Origin of the sequence: Bacillus cereus group sp. BfR-BA-01310 (assembly GCF_022664325.1) — a bacterium.
Lineage (GTDB): Bacteria > Bacillota > Bacilli > Bacillales > Bacillaceae_G > Bacillus_A > Bacillus_A paramycoides.
The window spans coordinates 13,621-40,424 of the sequence record NZ_JAKUHD010000018.1; the positions used below are offsets into that span (position 1 = coordinate 13,621).

Genomic DNA, 26,804 nt, shown 5'->3' on the forward strand with positions numbered 1-26,804 from the left:
ATATGAGAAAATTTTTAGAAAAAGCAAAAAGAAATCGCACTTTTTCGTTTGGGAAAGACTTATACGATCGAACGATGCGCGATGATGTAGCGGGCTTAGCAGCACAGCTCGCTTATTTCTTCTTGCTTGCGATTTTTCCTGGGCTTGTTTTCTTAATTACGCTTCTTGGATTTATTGACCTTCAAACAGAAAGTGTGCTCAACCTATTAGAACCGTACGTACCGGAAGATGCGATGAACTTAATTGAAGTAAACGTAGATAAAGTTGTAAATGAGCAAAACGGTGGTTTACTATCATTTGGTTTACTATCGATGCTATGGTTTGCTTCAAATGGAGTGAATGCGGTTATGAATGCTTTTAACCGTGCTTATGATGTAGCAGAAACCCGTTCCTTTATTAAAACAAGAGCTTTATCGATTGTGTTTACACTAGCGATAATTTTTATGATTGTGTTTGCACTGATTGTCCCGGTGTTTGGGCAAGTAATTGGGGCAGCTGTGTTTAAAGCAATTGGTTTATCGGATAGTTTTTCTTACGTTTGGAGTATTACGCGTTTAGTAGCGAGTTTCTTTGTTTTGTTCGCTTTATTTAGTTTCTTATATACGTTTGCACCTGATCGGAAATTAAAAAGAAGAGAAGTTATTTCAGGAGCAGTATTTGCTACTGTAGGATGGATTGTGGTATCGTACTCATTTGCCTATTATGTAGATAAATTTGCAAATTACGCTAATACATATGGTGGTCTTGGTGGTATCATTATTTTAATGTTATGGTTTTATTTGACCGCGTGGGTCATTTTACTTGGCGGAGAAATTAACGGTTTACTTCATCACTATAGAACGAGTGACAATAATTCCCGTAATGAAAAATAAACTTCTGTTCCATAATAAAAGGGAACAGGGGGGATATTTCATGAGCAATAATAAAAAGAACCACAATAATAAAAATAACACTAAGAAAAAGAGCAGTTCGCATCCAAAGCATAAAACAAGCAGCAGTGCGAACGGTCATAATAGCTACCATTAAAAAAATGGGTCCCTTATCAGGGACCCGTTATTTGTTTCCTTTTAATAATCGTAAGCCATTCAAAATTACAAGAATGGTACTTCCTTCATGCCCAATTACACCGAATGGAAGAGCTAAAAACTGTAGAAAGTTTGAACAAATTAGCATTGCAATGACAGCTAAAGAGAAGACAACGTTTTGCTTAACAATGCGATTCATTCGCTTTGATAGACGAATTGCTTGAGAAAGACGAGATAATTCGTTTTTCATAAGAACAACGTCTGCAGTTTCTAAAGCTACGTCTGTTCCTTCCCCCATCGCAACACCTATACTAGCGGTAGCGAGTGCGGGTGCATCGTTTATACCATCTCCAACCATTGCGACTGTGCCGTATTTTTCTTTTAATTGTTTTATCGTTTCAACTTTCGTTTCTGGTAGACATGATGCGTAATATTCTTTTATATTACTTTCAGCAGCAATTGCTTTTGCAGTTTCTTCATTATCACCTGTAATCATGATTGCTTCTACACCAATACTTTGTAAATCGCGAATAGCAGCTATTGTTTCTTCGCGAAGGGTATCTTTTAAAGCAATAAGCCCAAGAATACCATCTTCATCACTAATATAAACGACAGTTTTTCCCTCTTTTTCAAGTGAGGCAGAAATGCCATTATGAAATGTTTTTGTTTCTTCACCGATAAAATCAGCTTTCCCGATTTTATAAGCTTTGTTTTCTAATACTCCTTTTAGTCCAAAACCAGTTACATCTTCAACATTTTCTGGTTTTTTTAGCGTAATATCATAAGCGTGTCTTGCATATTTAACAATTGCTTCTGCTAAAGGATGTGTAGAGTGACTTTCAATCGTTGCTGTAATAGAAAGTACTTCACTTTCTGCTATGCCTTCTCGAACGTATACATCTGTTACAGTAGGTTTTCCCTGTGTTAATGTTCCAGTTTTATCAAAGGCAATCGCTTTAACTGAAGCTAGACGTTCTAAATGAATACCACCTTTAAAGAGAATCCCGTTTCTTGCTCCGTTAGAAATTGCTGATAAAGTCGCTGGTGTAATGGCAGCAACTAGTGCGCAAGGAGAAGCGACTACAAGCAAGATCATAGCGCGATAAAATGTTTCATTCCAACTCCAGTCAAGTAAGAAATGAGGAATGAACATCATAAGTGTGACAACGATTAATACACCTTTTACATATGTTCCTTCAAACTTTTCGATAAATAGTTGTGATGGTGATTTTTCACTTTGTGCACTTTGAACGAGACGAATAATCTTTTGGAATAATGTTTGATCGCTCGGCTTTGTAATTTTAACTTCAATAGCACCACGTAAATTTACGGTGCCGGCAAAAACTTCATCACCAAACTTTTTCTCATTTGGAATAGGTTCCCCTGTAATAGCTGCTTCATCAATATTTGTTTCACCATTATGAATTGTGCCATCAGCAGGAACACGCTCACCTGGCTTAATTAAGATAATATCGTTAATTTGTAATTGTCCGACTGGAATGCGTTCTTCTATGCCATTAGAAATACGCAATGCTTCTTCGGGTTGTAAGTCAAGAAGGGCTGAAATTTCTTTTTGGCTTTTGCTTAGTGTATAAGATTCCATTGCTCCACTTAATGCAAAGATGAAGATTAAAATCGCACCTTCTGCCCAGTAGCCAATAATTGCAGCACCGATAGCTGCAAAGAGCATGAGCATTTCAACATTTAGCTCTTTCTCTTCAATTGTGTCTTCGATACCTTCTTTCGCTTTTGCAAATCCCCCAATTATATAAGCAAGGATATAGAAAGTAATACCTGCATTTATTGCCTCATTTTTTGTGAATAACCAACCAGCTAAAATGAAAATACCAGATGCGATTGCAAATATAAGTTCATAATGTTTCTTTAATGTGTCCCATAAAGAGGGATGAGAAATATCTTTTGTTGCTTGTAATGTTTTTACTTCTGAGTTCATTAATACTCGCTCCTTCCGAATTCTTATTGAGAAAAAGAATCAAAATCGAAACCCCTATAAAACGACGAAAGCTGCCATCCATAATGGATAGCAGCATTTCTGTTGAATCTGATTTTAATAGTTATTATATTGTAATTATTCTATAGTATAGCATATGTTTTTATTAGATGATATGTTTTTGTTTCTATTATAGACTGAAAACTTGTGTTTTTGCACCTCCTTTGGTATATATGGATATTGTTCATAAAAAGATCGGAAAGGAAGACAGCAAGTTGAAGACAGAGAAATTTTTTACCCATCCGATTGGCGTATTTATTGCTGCAATAGTGGCAACATTTTTATGGGGAAGCGCATTTCCCTTTATTAAATTAAGTTATGCTGAACTTGGAATTCAGCCACATGAAGTCGGAGAGCAAATATTATTTGCTGGTTATCGATTTTTCTTATCAGGTGTAATGCTCTTATTCTTTTTTAAAGCGTTAGGAAAAGATATGCATTTCAAAAAAGGAACAGGGAAGCAGTTAGTACAAATCGGCTTGTTCCAAACTTTTCTTCAGTATATATGTTTTTATATTGGAATGAGTTATAGCTCAGGAATTGAAGGGGCGATTATTTCAGGAACATCATCCTTCTTTCAAATTTTAATCGCACATTTTTTATATAAAGATGATGCTCTAAATATGAGAAAAGTAATTGGAGTATCTATCGGTTTTTGTGGTGTGATTTTAGTGAATGTACCGAGTGATGGAAGTTTGTCATTCCATTTTGGAATCGGTAGTTTATTACTTCTTGGCGCAGCAATGATGTATTCATATGGAAATATATTAGCGAAAGAAGGTAGTAAAACGTTAGATATTGGGTATATGACAGCATACCAAATGATCTTTGGATCAATTGGGTTACTATGTATAGGTGCATTTCAAGTTGGAGTGATGCCATTTACATTTAACCTACATGCAATACTTATGCTTATATATTTATCTTTCTTATCGGCAGCGGGTTTCTGTATATGGAATACAATTATGAAGTATAACAAAGTAGGCAAAGTATCGATGTATATGTTCTTCATACCAGTGTTCGGCGTATTATTATCAAGTATGATTTTAGGAGAAGCCATTCATTCATTTGTACTATTTGGTTTAGCATGTGTCGCAGCGGGAATTATTGTGGTAAATCGTACTCCGGCTAAACAGAAAATTGAGCAAGAAAAACAGGTAGCATAGAGAACAGAAAATCTATTAAAATGGAAGAACAGTACTGTTCTTCTTTTTTTACGTAGAAAAAGGAGAACTGACTATATATAACGAAAAAAGATACAAATAAAGCATTTATTGAGGAGAAAATGTTATGAATGTACTTTACATTGTGTTAATCGGGCAAATAATTATTTTTTTAACAGGAGCAATTTATGCAATAGGACAGACAAAAAGAACAAGAGAAAATATGCCGTTACCTTTAGCAGTGCGTCTAATTCTTAGTTTTTCTTTAACAGGTAGTGCAATTTGGATATGGTTACAAGATCCATCGGTAGAGTACAGTACGTGGGTTGCACTCGGTATGACTTTATCCACTGTAGGGGATTTATTTATGGCAGGATTGATTCCGATTGGCCATCGATTAATTGGAGGAATGGTTACTTTCGCTCTTGCCCATTGTTTCTATGTGAAAGCATTTTTGCAAACAGGTATTTCATGGAGTGGTTTTTGGATCGGCCTACTTGTATACGGACTCTTTCTAATTATAGGATGGTTTTTCTTTATTAGAAATGAAAAGCAAGACAAGCTCTTTACAATAGGGGCTCTAATTTACGGTTTGTGGGTTGGAGGAATGGCATGTTTTGCATTCGCCTTATATTACGAGAATACAGGAATATGGTGGGTGCCAGCACTTGGTGGTTTATTGTTTGTGATTTCTGACTTTATTATCGGTGTTACAGATATCGGAGGGCGCAAATTGAAGTATGAACCACTTTGGATTTGGTTTACATATGTCGCTGCGCAGATGTGTATTGTATATGTGGGATTATAAAAAAGATACTCTCAAAAATAGTTGATGGACTATTTTGAGAGTATCTTTTTTCATTTCTATGCTACGATATTTTTTTGTTGCAGAGCAGAGAGGCTATAGTCATCAGCTGCTTTATAACCTTGAGCTAATAAATCATTGATGTAGAGTTTGTTGTAAATAAAGCAGAATACTAGGTTAGAGAATCCGAATGTAAACATGCTAGCGAGTAAGATAATTAAAAACCATTTCCAATCTCCGCGGAATATAGCAGGGAAAAAGCCAAAGAAAAATACAGTCCAACTAAAACCGATTTTTGCTTGTTTAATTTGACCTGTATTATCATTTTTTAACATAACTTTCATAAAAAAGAAATCCTCCTAGTGAATATGAATATTTGTATAAATAAAGACAAATATAGTATATCAAAATAATGTATATACGGATATTATTTTTTGTGCATTTGTAATATTTTTTATTTTTTTGTTTCTATATTCGGAATTTTATAGAAAAACTATCTGGGAAGTATTTATAATAAATGTAAAAAGAAAATGAGATGGTGGGATAATGCAAAAGAAAAGCCGATTGCGTGAGTTCTTTGAAGTATTTGCGATTGCATGTTTAATAGTTTTTTTTGCGAAAATTTTCGTGTTTTTTCCTACAACTGTAAAAGGGGCATCCATGAGGCCGACGTTACAAGATGGAGATAAAGTAATCATTAATAAACTTGCAAAACGATTTGAAAGTTATGAGAGATCGGACATTATTGTCGTGAAGACGGATAACTTCTATGTGAAGAGAATTATTGGATTACCAGGAGATGTAATTGAGATGAAAAATGATCAATTATATGTTAATCATCAAGTGAAAAATGAAGAGTATTTAAATAATAATAAAAAACAGGCAGAAAAATTACTTATCAATTTAACTGAAGACTTTGGACCGATTACAATTCCTAAAAATAAAATTTTTGTGATGGGAGATAATCGTTTAGTAAGTAGGGATAGTAGGAATGGCTTAGGCCTCATTGACAGAACAGAAGTATTAGGAAAACTAACGGCAGTGTATTATCCATTTGAACATGTGAAAATTGTAAATTAGAGATAAGAAAAACCAAGCAAATTAAGTTGCTTGGTTTTTCTTATTTAAACAGTTGGTGTTTCACTTTATTACTTCTTGTGAAGCAATGTTTTCATTGTTGCGGTCAATATTTAACATGAACTTTCGTTGCAACAATTGCAATTTAAACAGTGTTAAAGGATCATGATAAGTTTCTGGATTTGTTCTTAGCTTTGTTAATGTTTGCTCGTCTTCTTGTATTTCAAGTTGGGCCGCTTCTACATTTTGCTTCAATATGCTAAGAGGGTCTTTAAAGAACATCATGATATCACGTTCTAGCGCACCTTCAAATACTTCAAATTGAAGGAAGAATTGCTTCGAAATTGCATGAGCAACTTCTGTATAATCTTCTGTTTCAATATATTGTTTATACTTATTTGATAGCATAGATTGATTTTTTTGCATATTACCGAATAATTTCCCTGCACTTTTCAAGAAAAATTGTGTTGGTGTAAAGCGTAATAAAATATTGATGTTAGCCACTGTAATTCTATTTGTCATTCTTACAACATCTCTATTCCAGTCATCTAGTAATTTGAAATCACAAGGAAGATTAATACGCTCTTCTTCATAGAGTTTATTAAAGGTATCGCCCATTTCATCTAAATAAGCTTGCGCTTGAATGAATTCATTATGTGCAGTTTCAATCCATTCTTGAATGGATTGAGTAAATTTAGGAAGAAGCACTTGCTGTACATGTTTTTGAATTCTTTCATTCATTGCTACATTTAGTTCTTCATGGACTAATTTGAAATCACTATCCTCTTGAACGAGATCTGAGCAACTCTGTAACAATTCAGGAATTTGAGAATGTATATCCTGTGTAATTTCTTCTTTCGTTAAGAGATAAGATTCTGTAATAGAACGAACTTTATCTTTTTGAATGGCTGTAAGATTATTAATAAAACCATCAAGTTTAACTAAAATATGTTTGTTCCAACGGACTGATTTTACTAATGTATTTTCTAACTCCACACGTTCATTTAAAAGGTAGGCAATCGTCTTTTGGATAAACCATAACAATTTTTCAATACGTTCTTTTTCCATGTTGCGCTGAGCAAGGTTAGTGATAATAGAGTCTGTTACGTTGCCTAGTTGCTCACTACTCTCTTGTGAAGGAGAGTAAGGGAAAAAGTGTGCATTTGGGAAATGTACAAGTATTTTCTTTTTAATATTGTTCGTGATGTTTTCACTAGTAGTTGTATCAATTGTTTGTAAGACGAATTGAATTTGTAAATTTGGTACTTGCTCACGAATATATAATAATGTATCAAGCTCTTCATCATGTAATGGCGAAGCTGAATTTAGTACATAGATAAGACTATCTGCTGCCTGTAAGTATTCGAAATGAGAGCTGTTTTTGTTAAGTTGTCCATGCACAGTAGGTGTGACAAGGAATGAAAACTTATTTTTTCTTAAAAATCTACTCGGTAATTTAATTTCAATACATTTTTTCTCTAGTTCTGACTGAGAAGGTACAGCTTGTATGTTATGAAGTTCAGCAAAGTTTGGTATATTTCGTATATCTAACTCTGTAAACTCAGTTATTTCAGTTTGACTATTATCTTTAAATGTAATAGAAGTTGTTAGAGTTTCAGTTAATATATTTTCTCCTAGTATAGAGTTGATAAAGGCTGATTTATCATAATCACTAGTTCCTGCTACTAGAAGTTGTGTAACAGTTAAATCGTATAGCTCACGAACGAGTAGTGTGAATTGATGACCTAAATCTACATCATTCTTCTCAGCCCATACAGCAATCGTTTCAAATAATGCTGATACATCTGCCATATCAACATTTGCATAAGCTGATGAATTTGAAAGTAAGGCACCTGCGCTTTTTACGAGTAATGATTCTAGAGTTGTAGGTGAAACCTCGTTCCATGCTAATACTGCTGCAGAGACAAGTAAAGAATCTTCCGCTTTCGTTAAACTAAACCAATTCGTTAATAAATCTGGAACAAGTCCTTGTAATTCATGCATGAAATGTTGCCCAGTAATTAATTCAAAATACGTCTCTTGATAGCGGGCAGAAATTTCATTCCAATCGTCATTAGCGTCTACTTCAATATGTAAGAATAAGTGATTTATTGTTTGAATCCAAGGTAGATGTAATGATTCATTTTCATAGCTGTTCCAAAGTGAAATAACAAGCTCTTTAAATTGAACTTGATCAATTGTATATAAGGCTTTTAAAGATTCATAGAAATACTCAGGTTTAATTTTATTAGTAAAGCCTCTGTTCACATAATTTATTAACGTATCGAACCAATGTAATGATTTTGTTCGAATCCCTTCTTGAACCGCTAGTTCAATAGCATTATTCCAATCTTCTTGTTTCTCATAAAAGGATCGAGCGATTGCAGTAATATTCGGATAGTCTGGTTGGAATGAAACAGCTTCACTAATTGTTTTAAAAGCAAGACCTAAGCGGTTTTGATCGATGTAAAGAGAAAGAAGTTGTAGGGAAACTTCCATAGTAAGAGTCGTATCTTCTGATTGAATAGATTTATAAATTTCCTCTGCTTTTGGCAAGAAACCTAATTCGAAGTAAGCATCTGCAATATTCTTCATGGCCCAGAGAGCAAGTTCATTGTTTACTTTCTCCCATTTAAATATAGCTGCTTCAAAGTCTTTGTTTTGAAAGTAAACTTCACCTTGTGCGAAGCGAATATTAGATATATTGGAGAATTCATTTTTTGATTCATTTATATATGCTTCACCGAGTACTTCCGTTACCGGAATGGAAGTATCTTCTGTTAAAAATGTTTTATAGTAAACCTTTTGGATAAATTGTTTTTCAATGGTCATGTTCGTTCCCCCTGTATAATTTAGAAAAATGATGTTGTATGTAAAAGGGTACCTGTTACTCTAATAGGTAGAAGTTGCATTATATAGACCAAACTATGTTTTTGCTAGATATATCATTTTTCCTGAGAGTTAAACCGTTGCGAAAAGTAACTTTCCTTTATTGTAACAAAAAAACAAGCCTATGAATTTTTATTTTTTAATCCCGCTATTTGTGGGCAGTAAGACTCCCACCTCAAAATTTGGCGAATGCGAGGAAGTTAGGTGGGAGTCAGGCTACCCGTAAAAGCCCAATTGGTGTGGGCTAATAATCAGTGGGGATGGGCAAAACCCCCACTGATTAAAGTTTCACTTTATCTCTGTTAAAGGAATGAATAGAAGTAGAGTTCAATATAAAAACAATGTATATTGAATATGTATACCATGTTTGTCTTAAAGATAGAACGGGCACAATATGGAATAACGATCGTGCATAGGATGTGTCTTCCGAATGGAACAACATATTGGCGAGTTAATCTCACATTATGGGTATTTTGGAATTATTATAGCTTTAGCTGGTGGGATAGTCGGATTACCGATACCAGATGAGTTTTTATTGACTTTTATTGGTTATAATATTTCAAAAGGAGTTATGTCAGGAGCAGCTGCTTTTTTAAGTGGAATGGCAGGTGCGATGATTGGCATTACGTTAAGTTATATATTAGGTTTAAAACTTGGACTCCCTGTTTTAAAAAAATATGGTCCGAAAATTAGAATTAAAGAACATCATATTGAAAAAACACATATTTTATTTGAAAAATACGGCCCGTTTCTTTTAATTATTGGCTACTTTATACCAGGAGTACGTCACTTAACAGCATATTTTGCTGGGGTTTCGAATTTAACATGGTGGCGTTTTTGTCTGTATGCTTACGGTGGGGCGCTAATTTGGATAAGTGTTTTTATTGGCCTAGGTTGGAAGCTAGGAGAGAAGTGGCGCTTTGTTGAGTATAGTTTACATCATTATGGAATATGGATTTTATTTATTTCGGCAATTGTAACATTGATTGTGTGGATTTACATAAGGAATAGAAAAAACCGCTAATAATAGCGGTTTTTTAGCTGAAAGCAATAAATAATACACCAGCTGTAATAAAGACTACACCAATACCAGTCATAAAGTTTAACTTTTCACCCAATATAATCATCGCGAGAATAATGGAAAATACTACACTTAATTTATCGATAGGTGCTACTTGTGAGACCTTTCCTGTTTTTAGTGCAAGAAAATAAAATAGCCATGACGAAGCACCAGCGATTCCACTTAATGTGATAAATAGCAGTGCTTTTTTATTTAGGAGGACATCACCGATATTTTGAAATTTACCTTGAATAATAATAACTCCTACCATAAATAATGCCATAATTATAGAGCGAATAGTTGTTGCAACGTTGGCATCGATTCCATCTAAGCCAATCTTTCCAAAAATAGATACGAGGGCGGCAGCAATTGCTGATAATAGTGCGAATAATAGCCATGAACTCATAGTGAAATTCCTCCAATCTTACATTATTATACATGAAAATCATTCTCATGTATAAATGACGAAATAAACCCCCACCTTATATTTTTAATAAGGTGGGGGTTTATTATGCTACTCTGCGATTTCTTCATATAAAAAGTACGTTACATTATAAATATGTTCTACTTCATCGTCTGTCATAAATAATAATTCGTCACGTTCAATCCCTTTTTTCTTTTCAATAAACTCAATCATGTTTTTTCGTTCTTCTCTTTTCATCAATTTTATTTCTCCCCTCATCTGTTTTAATACAGTTTATTTAAGTTACTGCTATTATATAACAGAATCTTTAGAAAGTTCCACCTATTTTATTGTTTTTTTCAAAAGAACTTTTCGACAAAACAAGCCCACTTAAAAGGCTTGTTTTCGTTTTAAAGTCGTAAAAACTCAGGCTCGGTCGTACCGGCACTATCGATGTAATAAATTGTGTCGGGATTGATTTTAATTAGTACATAATTAGGATCTTCCGCACCAAGTAACCAGCGTTTTAAGCTATTAGTCCAAAATTTATTTTTTAGCGTTTGATCTTCTTCGATGGAAGCTATACCTTCAACTTCAATGTAAGCTTCATCTAATTTCTTTCCTTCTCGCCCAAGTAGTACATGTACATTTGGATTCTTTTCGATATCTGTTATCTTTTTTGAATTTCGATCTGTTGCAACATATAGTACAAAATCTTCGTGGAAAAACATCATAAAGGCGCCATGTGGCTTATCGTTACGTACAGTAGATAATACACCTGTTCGTTGACCTTGAATAATAGTTGCGATTTTTTCTTTTAAGTGCATGCTTTTAACCTCTTTTCAAATTTTTAATTCTTTCTGTCTAAACAAGACAATTTAAATATCTTTCATACTGTTTTCCTCAATCCGATTTTTTAAACGTAATTGTGATGAAATCGGACAAGTTAGGAGAAGAATAATAATAATATTGAGGAGAAATACATACGATGGAAGGGTGGAAAGCATGTTTAATAAAATATTTCTTATAGTAGCGCTTATAGGTGTACCACTTTCTGTACTCGGAAAAACACTTCATTGGCCTCAAACAATTATGTTTGCTGTATATTGCATTACTATTATCGCATTAGCGGGTTTTATGGGGAGAGCAACAGAAAGTTTAGCAATCGTTTCTGGGCCCCGGATAGGTGGCTTATTGAATGCAACTTTTGGTAATGCTGTTGAACTTATCATTTCAATTTTCGCACTTCAGGCAGGGTTAATTGAAGTAGTGTTAGCATCTTTAACTGGTTCTGTACTTGGAAACTTACTATTAGTAGGAGGCCTATCCTTCTTTATAGGAGGCCTTAAATATAAAAGACAAAGCTTTAATGTTTACGATGCAAGGCATAATTCAGCCTTATTAATATTTGCTGTTGTCGTAGCCTTTGTTATTCCAGAGATTTTTTCAATGAGTATGGATGCTGGAAAGACGTATCAATTAAGTATTGGTGTTTCTATTATCATGATCATTATGTATCTTGCTGCATTGCTATTTAAGTTAGTTACGCACCGCGGTGTATATCAACATAAAAGTGATGAAGTGGCGCACGAGGAAGAGCCTGAGTGGTCAAAAGGTAAAGCGCTACTCATTTTAGCGATAGCAACAATTGCGGTAGCGTATGTTTCAGAGGCACTCGTACATACTTTTGAAACGGTCGCAAAGTCATTTGGCTGGTCAGAGTTATTTATAGGGGTTATCATCGTTGCGATTGTTGGTAATGCAGCAGAACATGCATCTGCAATTATTATGGCGTATAAAAATAAAGTGAATATCGCAGTTGAAATTGCAGTAGGTTCTACATTACAAATCGCCATGTTTGTTGCTCCTGTATTAGTACTTCTCTCGATGTTTTTTGCACAAAAGATGCCGTTAGTATTTACAATACCAGAACTTGTTTCCATGATTACAGCTGTTTTCTTAACCATTGCTATTTCAAATGATGGGGATACAAACTGGTTTGAAGGAGGCACTTTATTAGCTGCGTATGTCATTATGGGAATTGGTTTTTATTTATTATGAAAAATAGGGATAACAATGAGTTTGAGGGAAAACAATAAATACAGTAATTTATATACCTTTACGTAGGAAGGAGCCAGACAGGTGAAACGAGTGTACAGCATATGTCTTTCAACTATGGTCTCGTTTATTTTATTATTTCCTAACAGTAGTTTTGCAAAGACGACAGTAGAAGTAAAAATGCCTTCATCTGTTTTAAATATTTCAAAAGACAATACATTTCCAAATGACGCACAAGATTTGCCGCGTTTACAGCCAAGTAAGTTTGCTCAAGAACTATTGAAAACAGCAAATATCAGAATTGAAAACCCAGATTTAATTCGTATGTTTAATGAAACGACGATTTCGAATGCACCACTTGCAGTAGGGTACCGTGCGAAAATTTATTTGGGGCAATGGGCATTAAATTATGAATCAATAGATACATCAATTAATTGGGAATATAAGCAAGTAAATCGAAATATATACGATAATCGCGGAGGGGATCGATTATATCCACTTCGCTACAAGCAAGAAACTCAAAAGACAATCGAAGGCGATTTAACAGCGGATATGAAAGATGCCTCAGATGTGAAAAAAATGATGCTTTTAAAAGCGCTTGAAAAAGTGCAATTGCCACTTTCATTTAAAACAACTATTGGTTATGGTACTGGGCATGAGCGCGTGTATAATATTAGTCCAAGTCAACTTGGATATTTATATGCGTATACACCGGCAGTAAATGAAAAAGGAAAAGTGACATTTGGGGAAGTATACCTCGTGTTAAAAGGAAATCAAAAAAGGCTTGTCGTGAAAAATATTACATCTCAAGGGATTGGAGCAGCTATTCCAATTCATGATCATTTATTTTTTAAATTTGTTTCTTCATCGCATTCACAATGAAATAAAAAACGTCAGCGCACAGGCTGACGTTTTTTATTTATAACATAATGTTTGATGTTTTTGATAAGAAATCTTCTTTCGGATAGTAGCTATTTTTTACAAGAACATTTGGTCCAAGACATTTCACAGCAGGACAATGACAACTTAATGATTTTGCTGTTTTTGAGTCACACCATTTGTCATAAGCTTCTTGTAGTGTATTTGTTTGCACATTACCTAGAAGAGGAACGTCACCGAAATCGGTCACGATAATATTTCCGTCGAAAATATTTACGTTTAAACGGGAACGGCCATCTGGATCGTTACGGACAGTTACATTTTTACTCTCATGTAATTTCTTTAGTGTAACTAAATCGCGTTCATCATCACTGCATGCATAGAAAGGTAATGTACCGAATAACATCCAGACATTTTCATCACGAATTTCCAGTAAATGTTCAATCGCATTTCGAATTTCGTCTTTTGTTAAAATTTCAAGTGTGCTAGCGAAGTCACTCGGATACATTGGATGCACTTCATGACGCTTACAGCCCATTTCTTCAACGATTTGACGATGAATATGTTCAATGTGTGGTAGGGTTCGTTTGTTCAGCATAGTTTCGGCTGATACGAGTACACCTGCATCTGATAGAGCTTTACTATTTGTAATCATTCTTTCGAATAATTTTGCGCGTTGTTCATAAGTAGGTTTACGCTCCATCATTGCAAATCCGCCTTCAACGAAGTCATCAATTGTTCCCCAGTTATGTGAAATATGCAATACATCTAAGTAGGGAATAATTTGTTCGTAACGTGCTAAATCTATAGTTAAGTTTGAGTTGATTTGAGTGCGAACGCCGCGTTCATGGGCATATTTTAAGAGTGGTGTTACATAGTTGTCGACGGATTTTTTTGAAAGCATAGGTTCTCCGCCTGTAATACTTAAAGAACGCAAATAAGGAATCTCATCTAATCGTTTTAATAAAAGCTCCATCGGAAGCGGATTTGGATCTTTCGGCTGTAATGTGTAACCAACAGCGCAATGCTCGCAACGCATATTGCATAACGTCGTCGTTGTAAACTCAACGTTTGTTAATAGTAGTTTGCCGTACTCTTCAAGGTCCATATACGCTTCCCATGGATCGTAAGAAGGAGTAATCGGCTTCATTATTTGTGATATCGTCATATGAAATACTCCTTTGACTATTGAAATAACAATTTGTCCATTCTCTATAATAGAAGAATATGTGCTTTTTATAAAGTGAAACTTTTTTGTGAAAAAAGAGAGAAGGCTTACATTATAATAAATTACTGTGACAAAATTGATGAAATTTCATGCCCATAGCAATCATTTTTGCGGTATAATAAAAGCAACTCGAATTAAAAGGAGAGTGCCTTCATGGGAAAAGCAATTCAAGATAAAGATTCACAATTAGTATATTTGAAAGAACGTTTAAATATGTTCATTGAAGTAATTGATACGATTGAACCCGAAGAGGTAGAATTAGAAGATGTAGATCGTCTTCTTGCAATGTTAGATGAACTAGAATTGAAATGTGAGCAATTTAAAAAAGACGAATAATATATTGAAACGGTTGCCAATGTGAAGTTGGCAGCCGTTTTTTTGTAAGGAACTTGTTTGATTAAATAGAAGGAATATAGAAAAAAAGGTATAATCAAGTTGTGAAAAATTTCATTAAACCTTTAATGGCGTGAAATAAATAAAAAGCTGAAGAGTATAACAATGGAATTTTCATTTCATAACGTTTTGGTAGCGTTCACAATTGAGGGGGAAGTAACAATGGAAAAGCTTCAAGAAAGCATGTATCAACTAATTGTTGAAACGTCAACGAACTTACCGAAAGATGTTCGTCGCGCAATTCAACAGGCGAAAGAACGAGAAAATGCAGGAACTCGCTCTGCAATGGCACTTGGCACAATTACAAATAACATCAAAATGGCAGATGATAATATCTCGCCAATTTGCCAAGATACAGGGATGCCAACGTTTAAAATTTATACACCGGTTGGTGTGAATCAATTAAAGCTGAAGGAAGCTATCTATAGTGCGCTTGAGCGGGCAACAAAAGATGGTAAACTTCGTCCGAACTCTGTTGATTCTCTTTTTGGAGACAATAGTGGAAACAATTTAGGACCAGGTACACCTGTTATTAAGTTTGAACAATGGGAAAAAGATTACATTGATGCGCGTTTAATTTTAAAAGGTGGCGGCTGTGAGAATAAAAATATTCAATATAGCTTGCCTTGCGAAATAGAAGGACTTGGACGAGCTGGACGTGATTTAGAAGGAATTCGTAAATGCCTTCTTCATGCGGTATATCAAGCGCAAGGCCAAGGGTGTAGCGCAGGGGTAATCGGCGTCGGTATCGGGGGAGACCGCACATCAGGTTACGAATTAGCAAAAAATCAACTATTCCGTACATTAGATGATGTAAATCCAGTTCCAGAATTACAAAAGCTTGAAGAGTACGTATTAGAGAATGCGAATAAGCTTGGTATTGGTACGATGGGATTTGGCGGAGAAACAACTTTACTAGGTTGTAAAATCGGAGTGTATAATCGTTTGCCAGCTAGTTTCTACGTATCTGTTGCGTATAATTGTTGGGCATATCGTCGTCTTGGCGTAACAATTCATCCTGAGACAGGTGAAATTATGGATTGGTTATACCAAGAAGGTGAAGATACACTTCAGCAAGACGCTGCGCAAGAACAAACAGAGCAACGTGAAATCGTATTACAAGCTCCAATTACAGAAGAGCAAATTCGTGAACTTCGTGTTGGGGATGTTGTTACAATTAACGGTATGATGTATACAGGACGTGACGCAATTCATAAACACTTAATGGATAATGATTGCCCAGTAGATTTAAATGGACAAATTATTTATCACTGTGGTCCAGTTGTAGTGAAAGATGAAAACGACAATTGGAAAATTAAAGCGGCAGGTCCAACGACAAGTATTCGTGAAGAGCCATATCAAGGTGATATTATGAAAAAGTTCGGTATCCGTGCTGTAATTGGTAAAGGCGGTATGGGTGCGAAAACATTAGCGGCATTAGAAGAACACGGTGGTGTGTACTTAAATGCAATTGGTGGTGCGGCACAATATTATGCTGAATGTATTAAAGAAGTGAAAGATGTTGATTTCTTACAATTCGGTATCCCAGAGGCAATGTGGCATTTACGTATCGATGGTTTTAAAGCAGTTGTAACGATGGATTCTCACGGTAACAGTCTACATGCTGATGTTGATAAAACATCACTTGAAAAATTAGCGAGCTTTAAAGAACCTGTATTCAAGTAAGTAGAAATGCATCTCGAATTATTCGAGGTGCATTTTTTGGTATATATAGAAAAACATGTTCAGCATGAAAGAAAGAGCAATAACAGAAACTACAGGTACGATTATATATGGAAAGGAGACTATTTATGAAATATAAATGGTTATATATAGGTCTCATTTTTTCAATTATGATGGCACTTGTTCCAGTTTCAGCATTTGCTTATACGAATACACCACATAACTGGGGAATCCCACGCCCTAAAAATGAAACGGTGCCAGATGCAGGGAAATTATATACAGAATTACTACAAAAAAATGGCGGTTTTTACTTAGGGGATACAAAGAAAAAAGACATATATTTAACGTTTGATAATGGGTATGAAAATGGATATACAGGAAAGATTTTAGATGTACTAAAGGAGAAAAAAGTACCAGCAACTTTCTTTGTGACGGGACATTATATAAAAACACAAAAAGATTTACTATTAAGAATGAAAAATGAAGGACATATTATTGGTAATCATTCTTGGAGTCATCCTGATTTTACAGCTGTAAATGATGCAAAACTTCGTGAAGAATTGACTAGTGTAACGGAAGAAATAAAAAAAGTAACAGGACAAAAAGAAGTGAAATATGTACGTCCTCCGCGAGGCGTGTTTAGTGAAAGAACGCTAGTTCTTACGAAAGAAATGGGATATTATAACGTGTTTTGGTCGCTTGCATTTCTTGATTGGAAAGTAGATCAGCAAAGAGGATGGCAATATGCTCATAATAATGTAATGACTATGATTCATCCAGGGTCTGTTTTGTTACTTCATGCGATATCGAAAGATAATGCAGAGGCACTAGCGAAAATCATTGATGATTTGCGCGAGAAAGGGTATCATTTTAAAAGCCTAGATGATTTAGTAAAAAGCAATCAACCGTAAGCATGTATGCTTGCGGTTTTCTCATGCTATAATGATGTGTAAAAAGGATGGGGAAACGTATGTGGAGCGAACATGTTACGTTAGAATATCCGTACCACTTTGAAGAAGTGCTAAAGCGTTTATCTTTCGACCCGTTAAACGTCATTCAGTTAGACGAGAAAGTAATTTATATCCCGCTTTCTATAGACGAAGAACAGATTGTTGTTCGGTTGCAGGGGATTGGTACTGTTCAAAATCCACAGTTTTGGCTCTCTAGTCAGACAGGAGATCAAGAGAAAGTAATGAGACGAATGAGGTCCATTTTTCACTGGAATGACCCGTTTCAAAATATACAAAATCATTTTTTAAACACATCATTACGTCCACTATTTGAAACATATGCTTATACTCCAATTATTTTAGAATTTGATTATTTCGCTTGTCTTCTTCGTTGTATTATTCATCAACAAATAAATTTGAAATTTGCTACTGTGCTAACAGAGCAATTTGTAAAACGATATGGGACAGAAAAAAACGGCGTTTTATTTTTCCCAACACCAGAAAGAGTAGCGAATATTCCAATAGAGGAATTGAGAGAGCAGAAGTTTAGTCAGCGAAAAGCTGAATATATGGTAGGATTAGCAAAGCATATTGTCGACGGTAAATTAGATTTAGCAAGGATAGAAAACGAAACAGAAGAAGAAGTATCGGCACAATTGTTACCAATAAGGGGTATTGGAGCATGGACAGTACAAAACTTTTTAATGTTTGGGCTTGGACGGAAAAATATGTTTCCGAAAGCAGACATAGGGATTCAGCGTGCACTTCAAGGTGTATTCCAATTAGAGAATAAGCCTGATGATGCATTTTTAGAAAAAGTGAAACAAGAGTGTGAACCATATTGCAGTTATGCAGCGTTATATTTATGGAAAAGTATAGAGTAGAGGTGTAATAATGATACAAAAGCAACAAGAGAGTAAGTTGGAAGTTGGTCAAACGTTTCCTGTGACAATTAAACGTCTTGGGATTAACGGAGAAGGCGTTGGTTATTTTAAGAGACAAGTTGTTTTCATTCCAGGGGCATTACCAGGAGAAGAAGTTGTTGCTGAAGCAACGAAAATTCAGCGTGGCTTCGCTGAAGCGAAAGTGAAAAAAGTTCGTAAATCATCACCACATCGTGTGAAAGCACCATGTTCAGTATATGAGGAGTGTGGTGGCTGTCAGCTACAACATTTAGATTATAAAGAACAATTAAATCAAAAGCGTGATATCGTTGTACAAGCATTCGAGAAGTACATGAAGAATAGTATGGAAGAGAAAATTCGTCCGACACTTGGTATGGAAAATCCATGGCATTATCGTAATAAGAGTCAATTACAAGTGGGACGTAAAGATGAAAAGGTTATTACAGGATTATATAAACAAAACTCACATCAGTTAATTGATATTTCTCATTGTATGATTCAACATAAAGCAACGAATGAAGCGACAAAGGTTGTAAGACGTATATTAGAAAAATTAAATGTCTCTATTTACAATGAGAAGAAGCAAAAAGGTTTAGTACGTACAATTGTGACACGTACTGCAGTTCAAACAGGGGAAGTACAAGTCACACTTGTTACAACAAAAGAAGAATTACCGAATAAAGAGCAATTTATCGCAGAAGTACAAAAACAGATGCCAACTGTTAAATCAATTATGCAAAACGTAAACTGGCGTAAAACATCTGTTATTTTCGGTGATAAAACATTTAAATTAGCAGGGAAAGAAGTAATTCAAGAAACACTTGGCGATTTATCATTTGAACTATCAGCTCGTGCTTTCTTCCAACTAAATCCAGAACAAACAGTTGTTTTATACGATGAAGCAAAAAAAGCAGCCGCTTTAACTGGAAGCGAGAAGATTGTGGATGCATATTGTGGTGTTGGTACAATCGGCCTTTGGCTTGCGAATGATGCAGCGGAAGTACGTGGTATGGATGTAATTCCAGAAGCAATTGAAGATGCAAAGAAAAATGCAAAACGCCACGGATTCACAAATACAAAGTATGAAGCTGGTAAAGCGGAACAATGGTTACCGAAATGGGTGAAAGAAGGCTGGCGCCCAGATGTGATTGTTGTTGATCCACCGCGTACAGGTTGCGATGATAAATTACTTGAAACGATTTTAAAAGTAAGACCGAAACAAGTTGTTTACGTATCTTGTAATCCGTCATCGTTAGCACGTGATGTGAATGTATTAATGAAGAGCTATGAAGTGGAATATGTACAACCTGTTGATATGTTCCCGCATACAGCTCATGTGGAGAATGTGGTTAGATTAACGTTGAAATAGAAGAATTAAAAATGTTGATGAAGTAACAATATGTTATAGTTCCCTCATATGGCAAAGCTATATGAGGGATTATATTTTTGGGCCTATTAAAGGCAAGGAGAATACGATGAACAATTATAAATTAACGATTCAGTATGACGGTGCGCGGTATAAAGGGTGGCAACGTCTTGGTAATAACGATAATACGATTCAAGGGAAAATCGAAAGTGTAATATCTGAAATGATCGGGAAAGAAATTGAGATTGTCGGCTGTAGTAGAACGGATGCTGGTGTACATGCTTTGAATCAAGTAGCTAACTTTAAGAGTGATGAGAAGTTAGTGGAACATAAAGTGAAAAAGTATTTAAATCAATATTTACCAAACGATATTAGTATTACGAATGTAGAAGAAGTGTCAGATCGTTTCCATGCTCGTTACAATTCTAAAGCAAAAACATATCTTTATAAAATTTGGAATGAAGAGCATACGAACCCATTTATGCGTAAATACAGCATGCACGTTAATAAGAAATTAAATGTGAAAAGCATGAAAGAAGCTGCGAAACATTTAGTTGGTTCACATGACTTTACTGCTTTTTCAAATGCGAAATCAAAGAAAAAGTCTATGGTTCGAGAAGTATATTCACTTGATGTGATGGAAGAGGCTGGATTTGTACAAATTAGAATAAGTGGTAACGGCTTCCTTCATAATATGGTACGAAAAATTGTTGGGGCATTAATTGAAGTTGGATTAGGACAATTAGATGCTGAAGCAATTCCACACATTTTAGAGGCGAAACAACGTAATCAAATTAATTGTCTTGCTGAGGCAAGTGGGTTGTATTTGGAGAAGGTTGAGTTTTAATATTAAACAAAAAAATCGAGCTGAGTGAGCAGGCTCGATTTTTTATTTTAAAACATTTTTAGATTAAGAAGATTTCTCTCTCTTCATACGCAACTTCAAATTCCAAAAAGCAGCAAGCATAATAGCTGCAAACGAGCCGCTAATTGTTCCTAATAGCTTTGCATAAGGAAAGCTGCTCATATCAGTATTAATGAATAACATCATACATAGAACGGCAGGAAGAAGGTATAAGTATTGTAATAACTTTAACTTTTTATCATTACTCATATATATCGCCTCTTTCTAGCATGTTATATGTTTATTATAACATATTTTACCAAATGTTAGTTTGCACTTGGAGAAAGGTTCATTTCATATGTGTAAATGCAGTTTTTTAATTCGATATTGTAAATTTTGTCTACTCAATCCTAAAAATTTTGCGGCTTGTGAGATATTACCATTATTCTCTTTAAGAATTTGATTGATGTAGTTCTTTTCCATTTCTTCTATTGTGTGCTTTAAAGTTTTAGGTGCATCAGTATTGTGACTAGTTAGGGAAGCTTGCATATTGAATTCTTTTTTTATTAGTTCGCGAAAGCGAGTTGGTATATGAAAAGCTGTAATGATATGTTCATCTTCTATTAAGTTCATTGAACCTTCAATTATATGTTCCAATTCTCGTACGTTTCCGGGCCAATCGTATGCATAAAAAAATTCTTTTACAGTTACATCTACATCCGTTACGCCGAGCCCAAATTGAATGTTATACTTTTCGATAAAGTGCTGAACAAGAGCTAAAATATCTTCTTTTCGTTCCCGTAAAGGTGGAAGGCATAAAGTAACGACACTTAATCGGTAATATAAGTCTTCCCTTAATCGATTGTGTGTAATAGCTTCAAGAGGGTCTTCATTAATAGTTGCTATAATGCGAACATCAATTTCTTTTTCTTGTGTGCCCCCAATTCTTCGTATTGTTTTTTCTTGTATAGCTCGTAGTAATTTAGCTTGAAGCGCTGGGCTTAATGAGTTGATTTCATCTAATAACAAAGTTCCTCCATTTGCTTCTTCAAATAAACCAGGTTTATCTATTGCCCCTGTAAAAGCACCTCGGTTCGTACCAAATAATAAGCTTTCCATTAGGGTATCAGGTATAGCTGCACAGTTTTGTGAAATAAACGGTTTGGTTGAACGTTGACTTTCATTATGGATGCTTTGTGCAAATAGCTCTTTGCCAGTTCCTGTTTCTCCTACGAGAAGTATGGATGAGGGAGTACGAATTACTCTCTTTGCTTCTGCAATGACCGATTGAATAGCTCTAGAATCACCGATTATGTGATTAAAGGTAAACTTAGTATTTTTTTTTCGAGAAAGGTTCGTTTTCATTGTTTGTTTTAAGTGACTAATCTCTTTTGAGATTTCAATAGCGCCTTTAATTTTTCCATTTTCTATTATAGGGAAAGTATTGTTAATCGTCGTAATTTCTTGTCCTTTATTGTTAAAGTATGTTTGTTTTATATTTTTGTTTGTTTTTCCGAATTTTAATGCCTCTATAAGAGTACTATTTTTATTTTCTTCAAATGCAAATACTTCTAAAGGATTTTTATATAGCACATCTGAGCGGTCCATTGATTCAATTTCCATCATTTTGCGGTTATAAATAATCGTTTTACTTTCCTCATTAATAATATGAATCCCGATATCGAGTTCATTGAGTAAAGTTTCATATAGCATGTTCATTTCAATAATTTGTTTAAAATTAATTTCTTCTGTATGCATGTATCATCTTCTCCTCGTTTCACCCTATGAAGACTGACTTTTTATAATTTTATTAAAATTCTCATAAAATCGCAAAAATTTTTTGCTATTTTTCTCTTAAAACTTTTCAAACGATAGAAAAATTTTGCGGTTAGGCAGATTTTTTTGAGCCAAACTCTCATTTTATATACGAATTGGAGGTTGGTACGTATTTTGCATAAATAATAGTCGAAATCTCTAGAGGAGGGAATATGAATCTTTATAGGATATGCAACGTTCCAGTGCCAATTAATAAGAAGGAGGAGTTTATAAAGTGAAGACGGTTATAGAAGGCGTGTATAGTCCTTGTTACGGGAAAGTAGAGAAGTTATTTGTTACTGAAAGTTCTTACGTATACGAGTGGGAGAAATTAGCGTTAATTGAAACAATAGATAAACAGAAAGTAGAAATTAAGGTAGGAATCAGTGGTTATATCGAATCATTAGAAGTAGTAGAAGGACAAGCTATCGCTGATCAAAAATTATTAATAACAGTCAGGGATGACCTTTTAATAACAGGTAGTGATTAATATAAGTGATATGTGTTTTTGCTCTTTTAAATATTTTTTTCCTATGAAGGATTTTAAAAGCGCTTACATTAAATGGGTTTGCAAAGTGAAAAGGGGGGATTTATATGATGGATCAAAACCAAGGATTAAAAAAAGAATTAAAAAGTCGGCACATATTTATGATTGCACTCGGAGGAGTTATTGGTACCGGACTATTTTTAGGATCCGGTTATACAATTCATGAAGCTGGGCCTGGAGGAGCAATTGTAGCGTATCTTGTTGGTGGATTTGTTATGTATTTAACGATGCTTTGTCTTGGGGAGTTAGCAGTTGCGATGCCCGATGCAGGATCTTATCAAACGTATGCTACAAAACACATTTCTCCCGCAGCGGGTTTTGTAGTGGGATGGATGTCTTGGTTAAACTGGTCTGCTACGATAGCCATTGAATTAATTGCAGTTAGTATTTTAATGAAACGTTGGTTTCCAGATGTACCTTCGTGGATTTGGTGCGTAGTGTTTGCAGTGCTGCTCTTTGCTATTAATGCACTATCTTCAAGAAGTTTTGCGGAAGTGGAATTTTGGTTTGCAAGCATTAAAGTAATTACAATTATAGCATTTATTATTTTGGGCGGGGCAGCGATGTTTGGTTTTTTAGATATGAAAGGAAATGAACCAGCACCGATGCTTTCTAGTTTTACTGATTATGGTGGATTGTTTCCAAATGGATTAACAGCTATTTTAGTTACGATGATTGCGGTTAACTTCTCCTTCCAAGGAACAGAGCTAGTTGGTATTGCAGCGGGAGAGAGTGAAAATCCAGAGAAAACTATCCCGAAGGCAATTAATAATACAGTTTGGCGCATACTTGTTTTCTTTGTACTATCTATTTTTATCCTTGCGGGATTATTTCCGTGGCAGCAAGCGGGAGTGATAGAAAGTCCATTCGTAGTTGTATTTGATAAAATTGGTATTCCTTATGCGGCAGATATTATAAATTTTGTTATTATTACAGCGGTACTATCAGTTGCGAATTCAGGGCTATATGCAACTTCTCGTATGCTATGGTCTATGTCTAATCAAGGAATGATTAGCCCGATTTTTAGTAAGTTATCTAAAAATGGTGTTCCTATTTATGCATTGATTGTAAGTACAATTGTAAGTTGTCTCTCATTACTATCAGGTATTTATGCGGAAGATACAGTTTATTTATGGCTTCTTTCTATTGCTGGGTTCGGAGCGATATTAGTTTGGGCATCTATTGCTCTATCTAACTTATTAGCTAGAAGGTCATACATTAAGCAAGGTGGAGATGTTAAGGACTTGAAATTTAAAACACCATTGTATCCATTTGTACCACTTCTTGCATTAACATTAAATTTAACAGTAATAGTTGCTATGGCTTTTATCCCAGAACAAAGAATGGCATTATATTGTGGCATTCCATTTATGATAGTTTGTTTACTGTTTTACCGTGCTACAAGAAGTAAGAAAGTTAAAATAGAACGTATTGAAAAGACGAATACAACAGAATTAGAAAGTTTGTAGTGGTGAATTATGTAGAGACTGTAAAATTGTAAACAGTCTCTTTTTTTGTGAAAATAAAGCTGGAAACATACTATGTATGCAAAGGGGAATTAGCGATGAATCAAGAAGTTTCACAGCTGCTAAAACAGATAGATTTAAGAAAAGAAGAGTTAATAGAACTTACAAAAGCATTAATACGTTTTGAGACACCAGCACCACCAGCGAGAAATACAAATGAGGCGCAAGAATTTGTTGCGGAGTTTCTAAGAAAACGAAATTTTAGTATTGATAAATGGGATGTATATCCGAATGATCCGAATGTTGTTGGAGTCAAAAAAGGAGTAGAAAGTGAGTCGTACAAAAGTTTAATTATTAATGGGCATATGGATGTAGCTGAAATATCGACAGATGAGATGTGGGAAACAAATCCTTTTGATCCATTTATTAAAGACGGTTGGTTAGTTGGACGAGGTGCGGCAGATATGAAAGGTGGACTAGCTGGAGCTTTATTTGCTATTCAGCTTTTACAAGAAGCTGGCATTGAACTACCAGGAGATTTGATCTTTCAATCAGTAATTGGAGAAGAGGTTGGAGAAGCAGGGACACTTCAATGTTGCAAAAGAGGTTACGATGCTGATTTTGCAGTCGTAGTGGATACGAGCGATTTACATATGCAAGGACAGGGCGGCGTAATTACTGGATGGATTACTGTGAAAAGTCCGCAAACGTTTCATGATGCAACACGTAGACAAATGATCCATGCTGGTGGTCGTTTGTTTGGCGCGAGTGCAATTGAAAAAATGATGAAAATCATCCAAAGTTTACAGGAGCTAGAACGTCATTGGGCGGTAATGAAAACATATGAAGGATATCCATCAGGAACGACGACAATTAACCCAGCGGTTATTGAAGGTGGGCGTCATGCAGCATTTATTGCGGATGAGTGTCGATTATGGATTACAGTTCATTTTTATCCAAATGAAACGCATGAACAAATAATTGAAGAAATAGAAGAGTATATAGGAAAAGTGGCAGCGGCGGATCCATGGTTAAGTGAGAACCCACCACAATTTAAGTGGGGCGGAGAATCAATGATTGCTGATCGAGGTGAGATTTTTCCTTCTTTAGAAGTAGATAGTAATCATCCAGCCATTCAGAAGCTAAGTTCTGCGCATGAAGCTATATTGAATAAAGTCGCAACTTTAGATATGTCTGCTACAGTAACTGATGGGGGATGGTTTAGTGAGTTTAACATTCCAGCTGTTATTTACGGACCAGGTACATTAGAAGAAGCTCATTCTATAAATGAGAAAGTTGAAGTTGAGCAGTTAGTTGAGTTTACAAAAGTAATTATTGCTTTCATATATGAATGGTGTCATACGAAAAAATAAGAGAATAATACATTTTTTGATTGAACTATTCCAGAGGTAAATGTACACAACATCTGAAATAGTTCTTTATGCTTTCCTATGTTTTTCGTTGGACTTTAGTCAATTTTTCTTTAGCTAATTCAACAGCAATCGCATCATCTAAGTAGCCAATTGGAAAAAGATAATCGGGGATAATGTCTGTTGATAAAATGAAATATAGTAAGGCGCCGCCAAGAATTGCCCGTTCTTCTTCTGAGATGTTTTCCTTGCAAAACTGTTGATACATATCTGTTAATTGTTCAATGAAAGGGCCAGCGCTATCAATTTGTTCTAGTTTACTTGCGAAACTTTCATGAATACGTTTTTCACCTTCGGTTGTTTTTGCGTAGCGTTCGTAATTTTCAAGCTCTTGCTTTACGCGAGTCGTTGTGTAATCGAAGTCAAATAAGTTAGAGGACTGTAATGTTTGTTGAATTGTATCAAGAGATGTGTACATATCTGTTTTTTCTTTGTTTATGTGCGGAGAATCAGGATACATTTCATCAAATAACAATTGGGGTGGAACTTGTAGGCATTCTGCAAATTTCTGTAGGTGTTTCTGTTTCGGTTGTTGTTTTCCATTAATAATTCTTGAAATTGTCGCAGGATCAATATTTGTAAGTGTTCCTAATTGTCTCATAGATAAGGCGCGTTCTTTTAATAATTTTTTTATTAATGTACCAAGTCGATCATTTGGATTTTCATTAGACATAGTATAGGCACTCCTTTTTCGAATTTTATTATTGAAAAAATGTTGAGTGTTTATTACAAGTATATGAAACGGACAGGCACAGTTGCTCAACATTTTCATAATATGCATGGAAAAGTGAGAAAAGAGGTGACTGT

Annotated in this window: 26 protein-coding genes; 16 read left to right on the top strand and 10 right to left on the bottom strand. The window is 35.0% G+C overall.

Annotated features, from left to right (window positions below; all coding sequences use genetic code 11):
- Positions 1 to 2 precede the first annotated feature (2 nt).
- Positions 3 to 872, top strand: a complete 870-nt coding sequence (locus MR109_RS23565) for a YihY/virulence factor BrkB family protein (protein ID WP_048375628.1) — start codon at positions 3 to 5, stop codon at positions 870 to 872.
- A gap of 181 nt (positions 873 to 1,053) precedes the next feature.
- Here the strand turns inward: MR109_RS23565 and MR109_RS23570 are convergent, their stop codons facing one another.
- Complete coding sequence (locus tag MR109_RS23570) at positions 1,054 to 2,979, bottom strand: heavy metal translocating P-type ATPase (RefSeq protein ID WP_071718685.1); 1,926 nt, start codon at positions 2,977 to 2,979, stop codon at positions 1,054 to 1,056.
- A gap of 272 nt (positions 2,980 to 3,251) precedes the next feature.
- On the opposite strand from MR109_RS23570, the gene MR109_RS23575 reads away from it, so the two are divergent.
- Together MR109_RS23575 and MR109_RS23580 are read left to right on the top strand one after the other, a co-directional pair.
- Entirely contained in the window at positions 3,252 to 4,202 is a 951-nt protein-coding gene (locus MR109_RS23575; protein ID WP_002174710.1) for a DMT family transporter, read from the top strand.
- Positions 4,203 to 4,326: 124 nt separating this feature from the next.
- Complete coding sequence (locus MR109_RS23580) at positions 4,327 to 5,007, top strand: lysoplasmalogenase (protein ID WP_002174711.1); 681 nt, start codon at positions 4,327 to 4,329, stop codon at positions 5,005 to 5,007.
- Between the two features lie 56 nt (positions 5,008 to 5,063).
- Here the strand turns inward: MR109_RS23580 and MR109_RS23585 are convergent, their stop codons facing one another.
- Positions 5,064 to 5,348: a hypothetical protein gene (locus MR109_RS23585; protein WP_048375633.1), complete on the bottom strand. Its 285-nt coding sequence runs from the start codon at positions 5,346 to 5,348 to the stop codon at positions 5,064 to 5,066.
- 199 nt (positions 5,349 to 5,547) lie between these two features.
- On the opposite strand from MR109_RS23585, the gene lepB reads away from it, so the two are divergent.
- The gene (lepB, locus tag MR109_RS23590; RefSeq protein ID WP_033719749.1) at positions 5,548 to 6,084 is read left to right on the top strand and encodes a signal peptidase I; all 537 of its coding nucleotides are present in this window, start codon (positions 5,548 to 5,550) and stop codon (positions 6,082 to 6,084) included.
- A gap of 60 nt (positions 6,085 to 6,144) precedes the next feature.
- On the opposite strand, the gene MR109_RS23595 is transcribed toward lepB, so the two are convergent.
- Entirely contained in the window at positions 6,145 to 8,913 is a 2,769-nt protein-coding gene (locus MR109_RS23595) for a tetratricopeptide repeat protein (protein ID WP_242274093.1), read from the bottom strand.
- A 487-nt stretch (positions 8,914 to 9,400) separates the two neighbouring features.
- Here MR109_RS23595 and MR109_RS23600 point away from each other — a divergent pair, with 487 nt between their 5' ends.
- Positions 9,401 to 9,994, top strand: coding sequence for a DedA family protein (locus MR109_RS23600; RefSeq protein ID WP_071718688.1), 594 nt, complete (start codon positions 9,401 to 9,403; stop codon positions 9,992 to 9,994).
- A gap of 13 nt (positions 9,995 to 10,007) precedes the next feature.
- Here MR109_RS23600 and MR109_RS23605 read toward each other — a convergent pair whose 3' ends face one another.
- The 3 genes from MR109_RS23605 to MR109_RS23615 form a co-directional block, all read right to left on the bottom strand.
- On the bottom strand, positions 10,008 to 10,436 hold the full coding sequence (locus MR109_RS23605) for an EamA family transporter (RefSeq protein ID WP_002115869.1): 429 nt from the start codon (positions 10,434 to 10,436) through the stop codon (positions 10,008 to 10,010).
- 108 nt (positions 10,437 to 10,544) lie between these two features.
- Positions 10,545 to 10,691, bottom strand: a complete 147-nt coding sequence (locus tag MR109_RS23610) for a BH0509 family protein (RefSeq protein WP_000817786.1) — start codon at positions 10,689 to 10,691, stop codon at positions 10,545 to 10,547.
- A 152-nt stretch (positions 10,692 to 10,843) separates the two neighbouring features.
- Positions 10,844 to 11,260, bottom strand: coding sequence for a pyridoxamine 5'-phosphate oxidase family protein (locus MR109_RS23615; RefSeq protein WP_048375638.1), 417 nt, complete (start codon positions 11,258 to 11,260; stop codon positions 10,844 to 10,846).
- A gap of 178 nt (positions 11,261 to 11,438) precedes the next feature.
- On the opposite strand from MR109_RS23615, the gene cax reads away from it, so the two are divergent.
- The gene (gene cax, locus MR109_RS23620) at positions 11,439 to 12,494 is read left to right on the top strand and encodes a calcium/proton exchanger (RefSeq protein WP_141548809.1); all 1,056 of its coding nucleotides are present in this window, start codon (positions 11,439 to 11,441) and stop codon (positions 12,492 to 12,494) included.
- Between the two features lie 81 nt (positions 12,495 to 12,575).
- Positions 12,576 to 13,373 carry a YfkD famly protein gene (locus tag MR109_RS23625; RefSeq protein ID WP_025148707.1) on the top strand — a complete coding sequence of 266 codons (798 nt, stop codon included), beginning with the start codon at positions 12,576 to 12,578 and terminating at the stop codon, positions 13,371 to 13,373.
- A gap of 37 nt (positions 13,374 to 13,410) precedes the next feature.
- Here the strand turns inward: MR109_RS23625 and yfkAB are convergent, their stop codons facing one another.
- Positions 13,411 to 14,538 (bottom strand): radical SAM/CxCxxxxC motif protein YfkAB, encoded by a 1,128-nt coding sequence (gene yfkAB / locus MR109_RS23630; protein WP_002174719.1) that lies wholly within the window; start codon positions 14,536 to 14,538, stop codon positions 13,411 to 13,413.
- 213 nt (positions 14,539 to 14,751) lie between these two features.
- Here yfkAB and MR109_RS23635 point away from each other — a divergent pair, with 213 nt between their 5' ends.
- The 6 genes from MR109_RS23635 to truA all read left to right on the top strand — a co-directional run bounded on the left by MR109_RS23635 (position 14,752) and on the right by truA (position 20,742).
- Positions 14,752 to 14,934 (top strand): SE1561 family protein, encoded by a 183-nt coding sequence (locus MR109_RS23635; protein WP_002174720.1) that lies wholly within the window; start codon positions 14,752 to 14,754, stop codon positions 14,932 to 14,934.
- A gap of 219 nt (positions 14,935 to 15,153) precedes the next feature.
- Entirely contained in the window at positions 15,154 to 16,677 is a 1,524-nt protein-coding gene (gene fumA / locus MR109_RS23640) for a class I fumarate hydratase (RefSeq protein WP_082148039.1), read from the top strand.
- A 125-nt stretch (positions 16,678 to 16,802) separates the two neighbouring features.
- Positions 16,803 to 17,585, top strand: coding sequence for a delta-lactam-biosynthetic de-N-acetylase (pdaA, locus tag MR109_RS23645; protein WP_242274095.1), 783 nt, complete (start codon positions 16,803 to 16,805; stop codon positions 17,583 to 17,585).
- A 59-nt stretch (positions 17,586 to 17,644) separates the two neighbouring features.
- On the top strand, positions 17,645 to 18,508 hold the full coding sequence (locus MR109_RS23650) for a DNA-3-methyladenine glycosylase family protein (RefSeq protein ID WP_048375646.1): 864 nt from the start codon (positions 17,645 to 17,647) through the stop codon (positions 18,506 to 18,508).
- Positions 18,509 to 18,518: 10 nt separating this feature from the next.
- Positions 18,519 to 19,898 (top strand): 23S rRNA (uracil(1939)-C(5))-methyltransferase RlmD, encoded by a 1,380-nt coding sequence (gene rlmD, locus MR109_RS23655; RefSeq protein ID WP_071718691.1) that lies wholly within the window; start codon positions 18,519 to 18,521, stop codon positions 19,896 to 19,898.
- Positions 19,899 to 20,004: 106 nt separating this feature from the next.
- Entirely contained in the window at positions 20,005 to 20,742 is a 738-nt protein-coding gene (gene truA, locus MR109_RS23660; protein WP_071718692.1) for a tRNA pseudouridine(38-40) synthase TruA, read from the top strand.
- A 63-nt stretch (positions 20,743 to 20,805) separates the two neighbouring features.
- On the opposite strand, the gene MR109_RS23665 is transcribed toward truA, so the two are convergent.
- Complete coding sequence (locus MR109_RS23665) at positions 20,806 to 21,009, bottom strand: hypothetical protein (protein ID WP_002174726.1); 204 nt, start codon at positions 21,007 to 21,009, stop codon at positions 20,806 to 20,808.
- Positions 21,010 to 21,093: 84 nt separating this feature from the next.
- Positions 21,094 to 22,497, bottom strand: coding sequence for a sigma-54 interaction domain-containing protein (locus MR109_RS23670; protein ID WP_048375653.1), 1,404 nt, complete (start codon positions 22,495 to 22,497; stop codon positions 21,094 to 21,096).
- Between the two features lie 292 nt (positions 22,498 to 22,789).
- On the opposite strand from MR109_RS23670, the gene MR109_RS23675 reads away from it, so the two are divergent.
- From MR109_RS23675 to MR109_RS23685, 3 genes are all read left to right on the top strand, one after another.
- Positions 22,790 to 23,044 carry a biotin/lipoyl attachment domain-containing protein gene (locus MR109_RS23675; RefSeq protein WP_000859494.1) on the top strand — a complete coding sequence of 85 codons (255 nt, stop codon included), beginning with the start codon at positions 22,790 to 22,792 and terminating at the stop codon, positions 23,042 to 23,044.
- A gap of 104 nt (positions 23,045 to 23,148) precedes the next feature.
- Entirely contained in the window at positions 23,149 to 24,570 is a 1,422-nt protein-coding gene (locus tag MR109_RS23680; RefSeq protein ID WP_025148700.1) for an amino acid permease, read from the top strand.
- Between the two features lie 95 nt (positions 24,571 to 24,665).
- Positions 24,666 to 25,940, top strand: coding sequence for an acetylornithine deacetylase (locus MR109_RS23685; protein ID WP_242274097.1), 1,275 nt, complete (start codon positions 24,666 to 24,668; stop codon positions 25,938 to 25,940).
- 76 nt (positions 25,941 to 26,016) lie between these two features.
- Here MR109_RS23685 and MR109_RS23690 read toward each other — a convergent pair whose 3' ends face one another.
- Positions 26,017 to 26,670 carry a helix-turn-helix domain-containing protein gene (locus MR109_RS23690; RefSeq protein ID WP_048375657.1) on the bottom strand — a complete coding sequence of 218 codons (654 nt, stop codon included), beginning with the start codon at positions 26,668 to 26,670 and terminating at the stop codon, positions 26,017 to 26,019.
- Between the last annotated feature and the right edge of the window lie 134 nt (positions 26,671 to 26,804).

Bases quoted from the DNA above. Each gene is read 5' to 3' on its own strand.
- MR109_RS23565 (WP_048375628.1), top strand. From the start codon at position 3: ATGAGAAAATTTTTAGAAAAAGCAAAAAGAAATCGCACTTTTTCGTTT.
- MR109_RS23570 (WP_071718685.1), bottom strand. From the start codon at position 2,979: ATGAACTCAGAAGTAAAAACATTACAAGCAACAAAAGATATTTCTCAT.
- MR109_RS23580 (WP_002174711.1), top strand. From the start codon at position 4,327: ATGAATGTACTTTACATTGTGTTAATCGGGCAAATAATTATTTTTTTA.
- MR109_RS23585 (WP_048375633.1), bottom strand. From the start codon at position 5,348: ATGAAAGTTATGTTAAAAAATGATAATACAGGTCAAATTAAACAAGCA.
- MR109_RS23595 (WP_242274093.1), bottom strand. From the start codon at position 8,913: ATGACCATTGAAAAACAATTTATCCAAAAGGTTTACTATAAAACATTT.
- MR109_RS23600 (WP_071718688.1), top strand. From the start codon at position 9,401: ATGGAACAACATATTGGCGAGTTAATCTCACATTATGGGTATTTTGGA.
- MR109_RS23605 (WP_002115869.1), bottom strand. From the start codon at position 10,436: ATGAGTTCATGGCTATTATTCGCACTATTATCAGCAATTGCTGCCGCC.
- MR109_RS23610 (WP_000817786.1), bottom strand. From the start codon at position 10,691: ATGAAAAGAGAAGAACGAAAAAACATGATTGAGTTTATTGAAAAGAAA.
- MR109_RS23615 (WP_048375638.1), bottom strand. From the start codon at position 11,260: ATGCACTTAAAAGAAAAAATCGCAACTATTATTCAAGGTCAACGAACA.
- cax (WP_141548809.1), top strand. From the start codon at position 11,439: ATGTTTAATAAAATATTTCTTATAGTAGCGCTTATAGGTGTACCACTT.
- yfkAB (WP_002174719.1), bottom strand. From the start codon at position 14,538: ATGACGATATCACAAATAATGAAGCCGATTACTCCTTCTTACGATCCA.
- MR109_RS23635 (WP_002174720.1), top strand. From the start codon at position 14,752: ATGGGAAAAGCAATTCAAGATAAAGATTCACAATTAGTATATTTGAAA.
- fumA (WP_082148039.1), top strand. From the start codon at position 15,154: ATGGAAAAGCTTCAAGAAAGCATGTATCAACTAATTGTTGAAACGTCA.
- pdaA (WP_242274095.1), top strand. From the start codon at position 16,803: ATGAAATATAAATGGTTATATATAGGTCTCATTTTTTCAATTATGATG.
- MR109_RS23650 (WP_048375646.1), top strand. From the start codon at position 17,645: ATGTGGAGCGAACATGTTACGTTAGAATATCCGTACCACTTTGAAGAA.
- rlmD (WP_071718691.1), top strand. From the start codon at position 18,519: ATGATACAAAAGCAACAAGAGAGTAAGTTGGAAGTTGGTCAAACGTTT.
- truA (WP_071718692.1), top strand. From the start codon at position 20,005: ATGAACAATTATAAATTAACGATTCAGTATGACGGTGCGCGGTATAAA.
- MR109_RS23665 (WP_002174726.1), bottom strand. From the start codon at position 21,009: ATGAGTAATGATAAAAAGTTAAAGTTATTACAATACTTATACCTTCTT.
- MR109_RS23670 (WP_048375653.1), bottom strand. From the start codon at position 22,497: ATGCATACAGAAGAAATTAATTTTAAACAAATTATTGAAATGAACATG.
- MR109_RS23680 (WP_025148700.1), top strand. From the start codon at position 23,149: ATGATGGATCAAAACCAAGGATTAAAAAAAGAATTAAAAAGTCGGCAC.
- MR109_RS23685 (WP_242274097.1), top strand. From the start codon at position 24,666: ATGAATCAAGAAGTTTCACAGCTGCTAAAACAGATAGATTTAAGAAAA.
- MR109_RS23690 (WP_048375657.1), bottom strand. From the start codon at position 26,670: ATGTCTAATGAAAATCCAAATGATCGACTTGGTACATTAATAAAAAAA.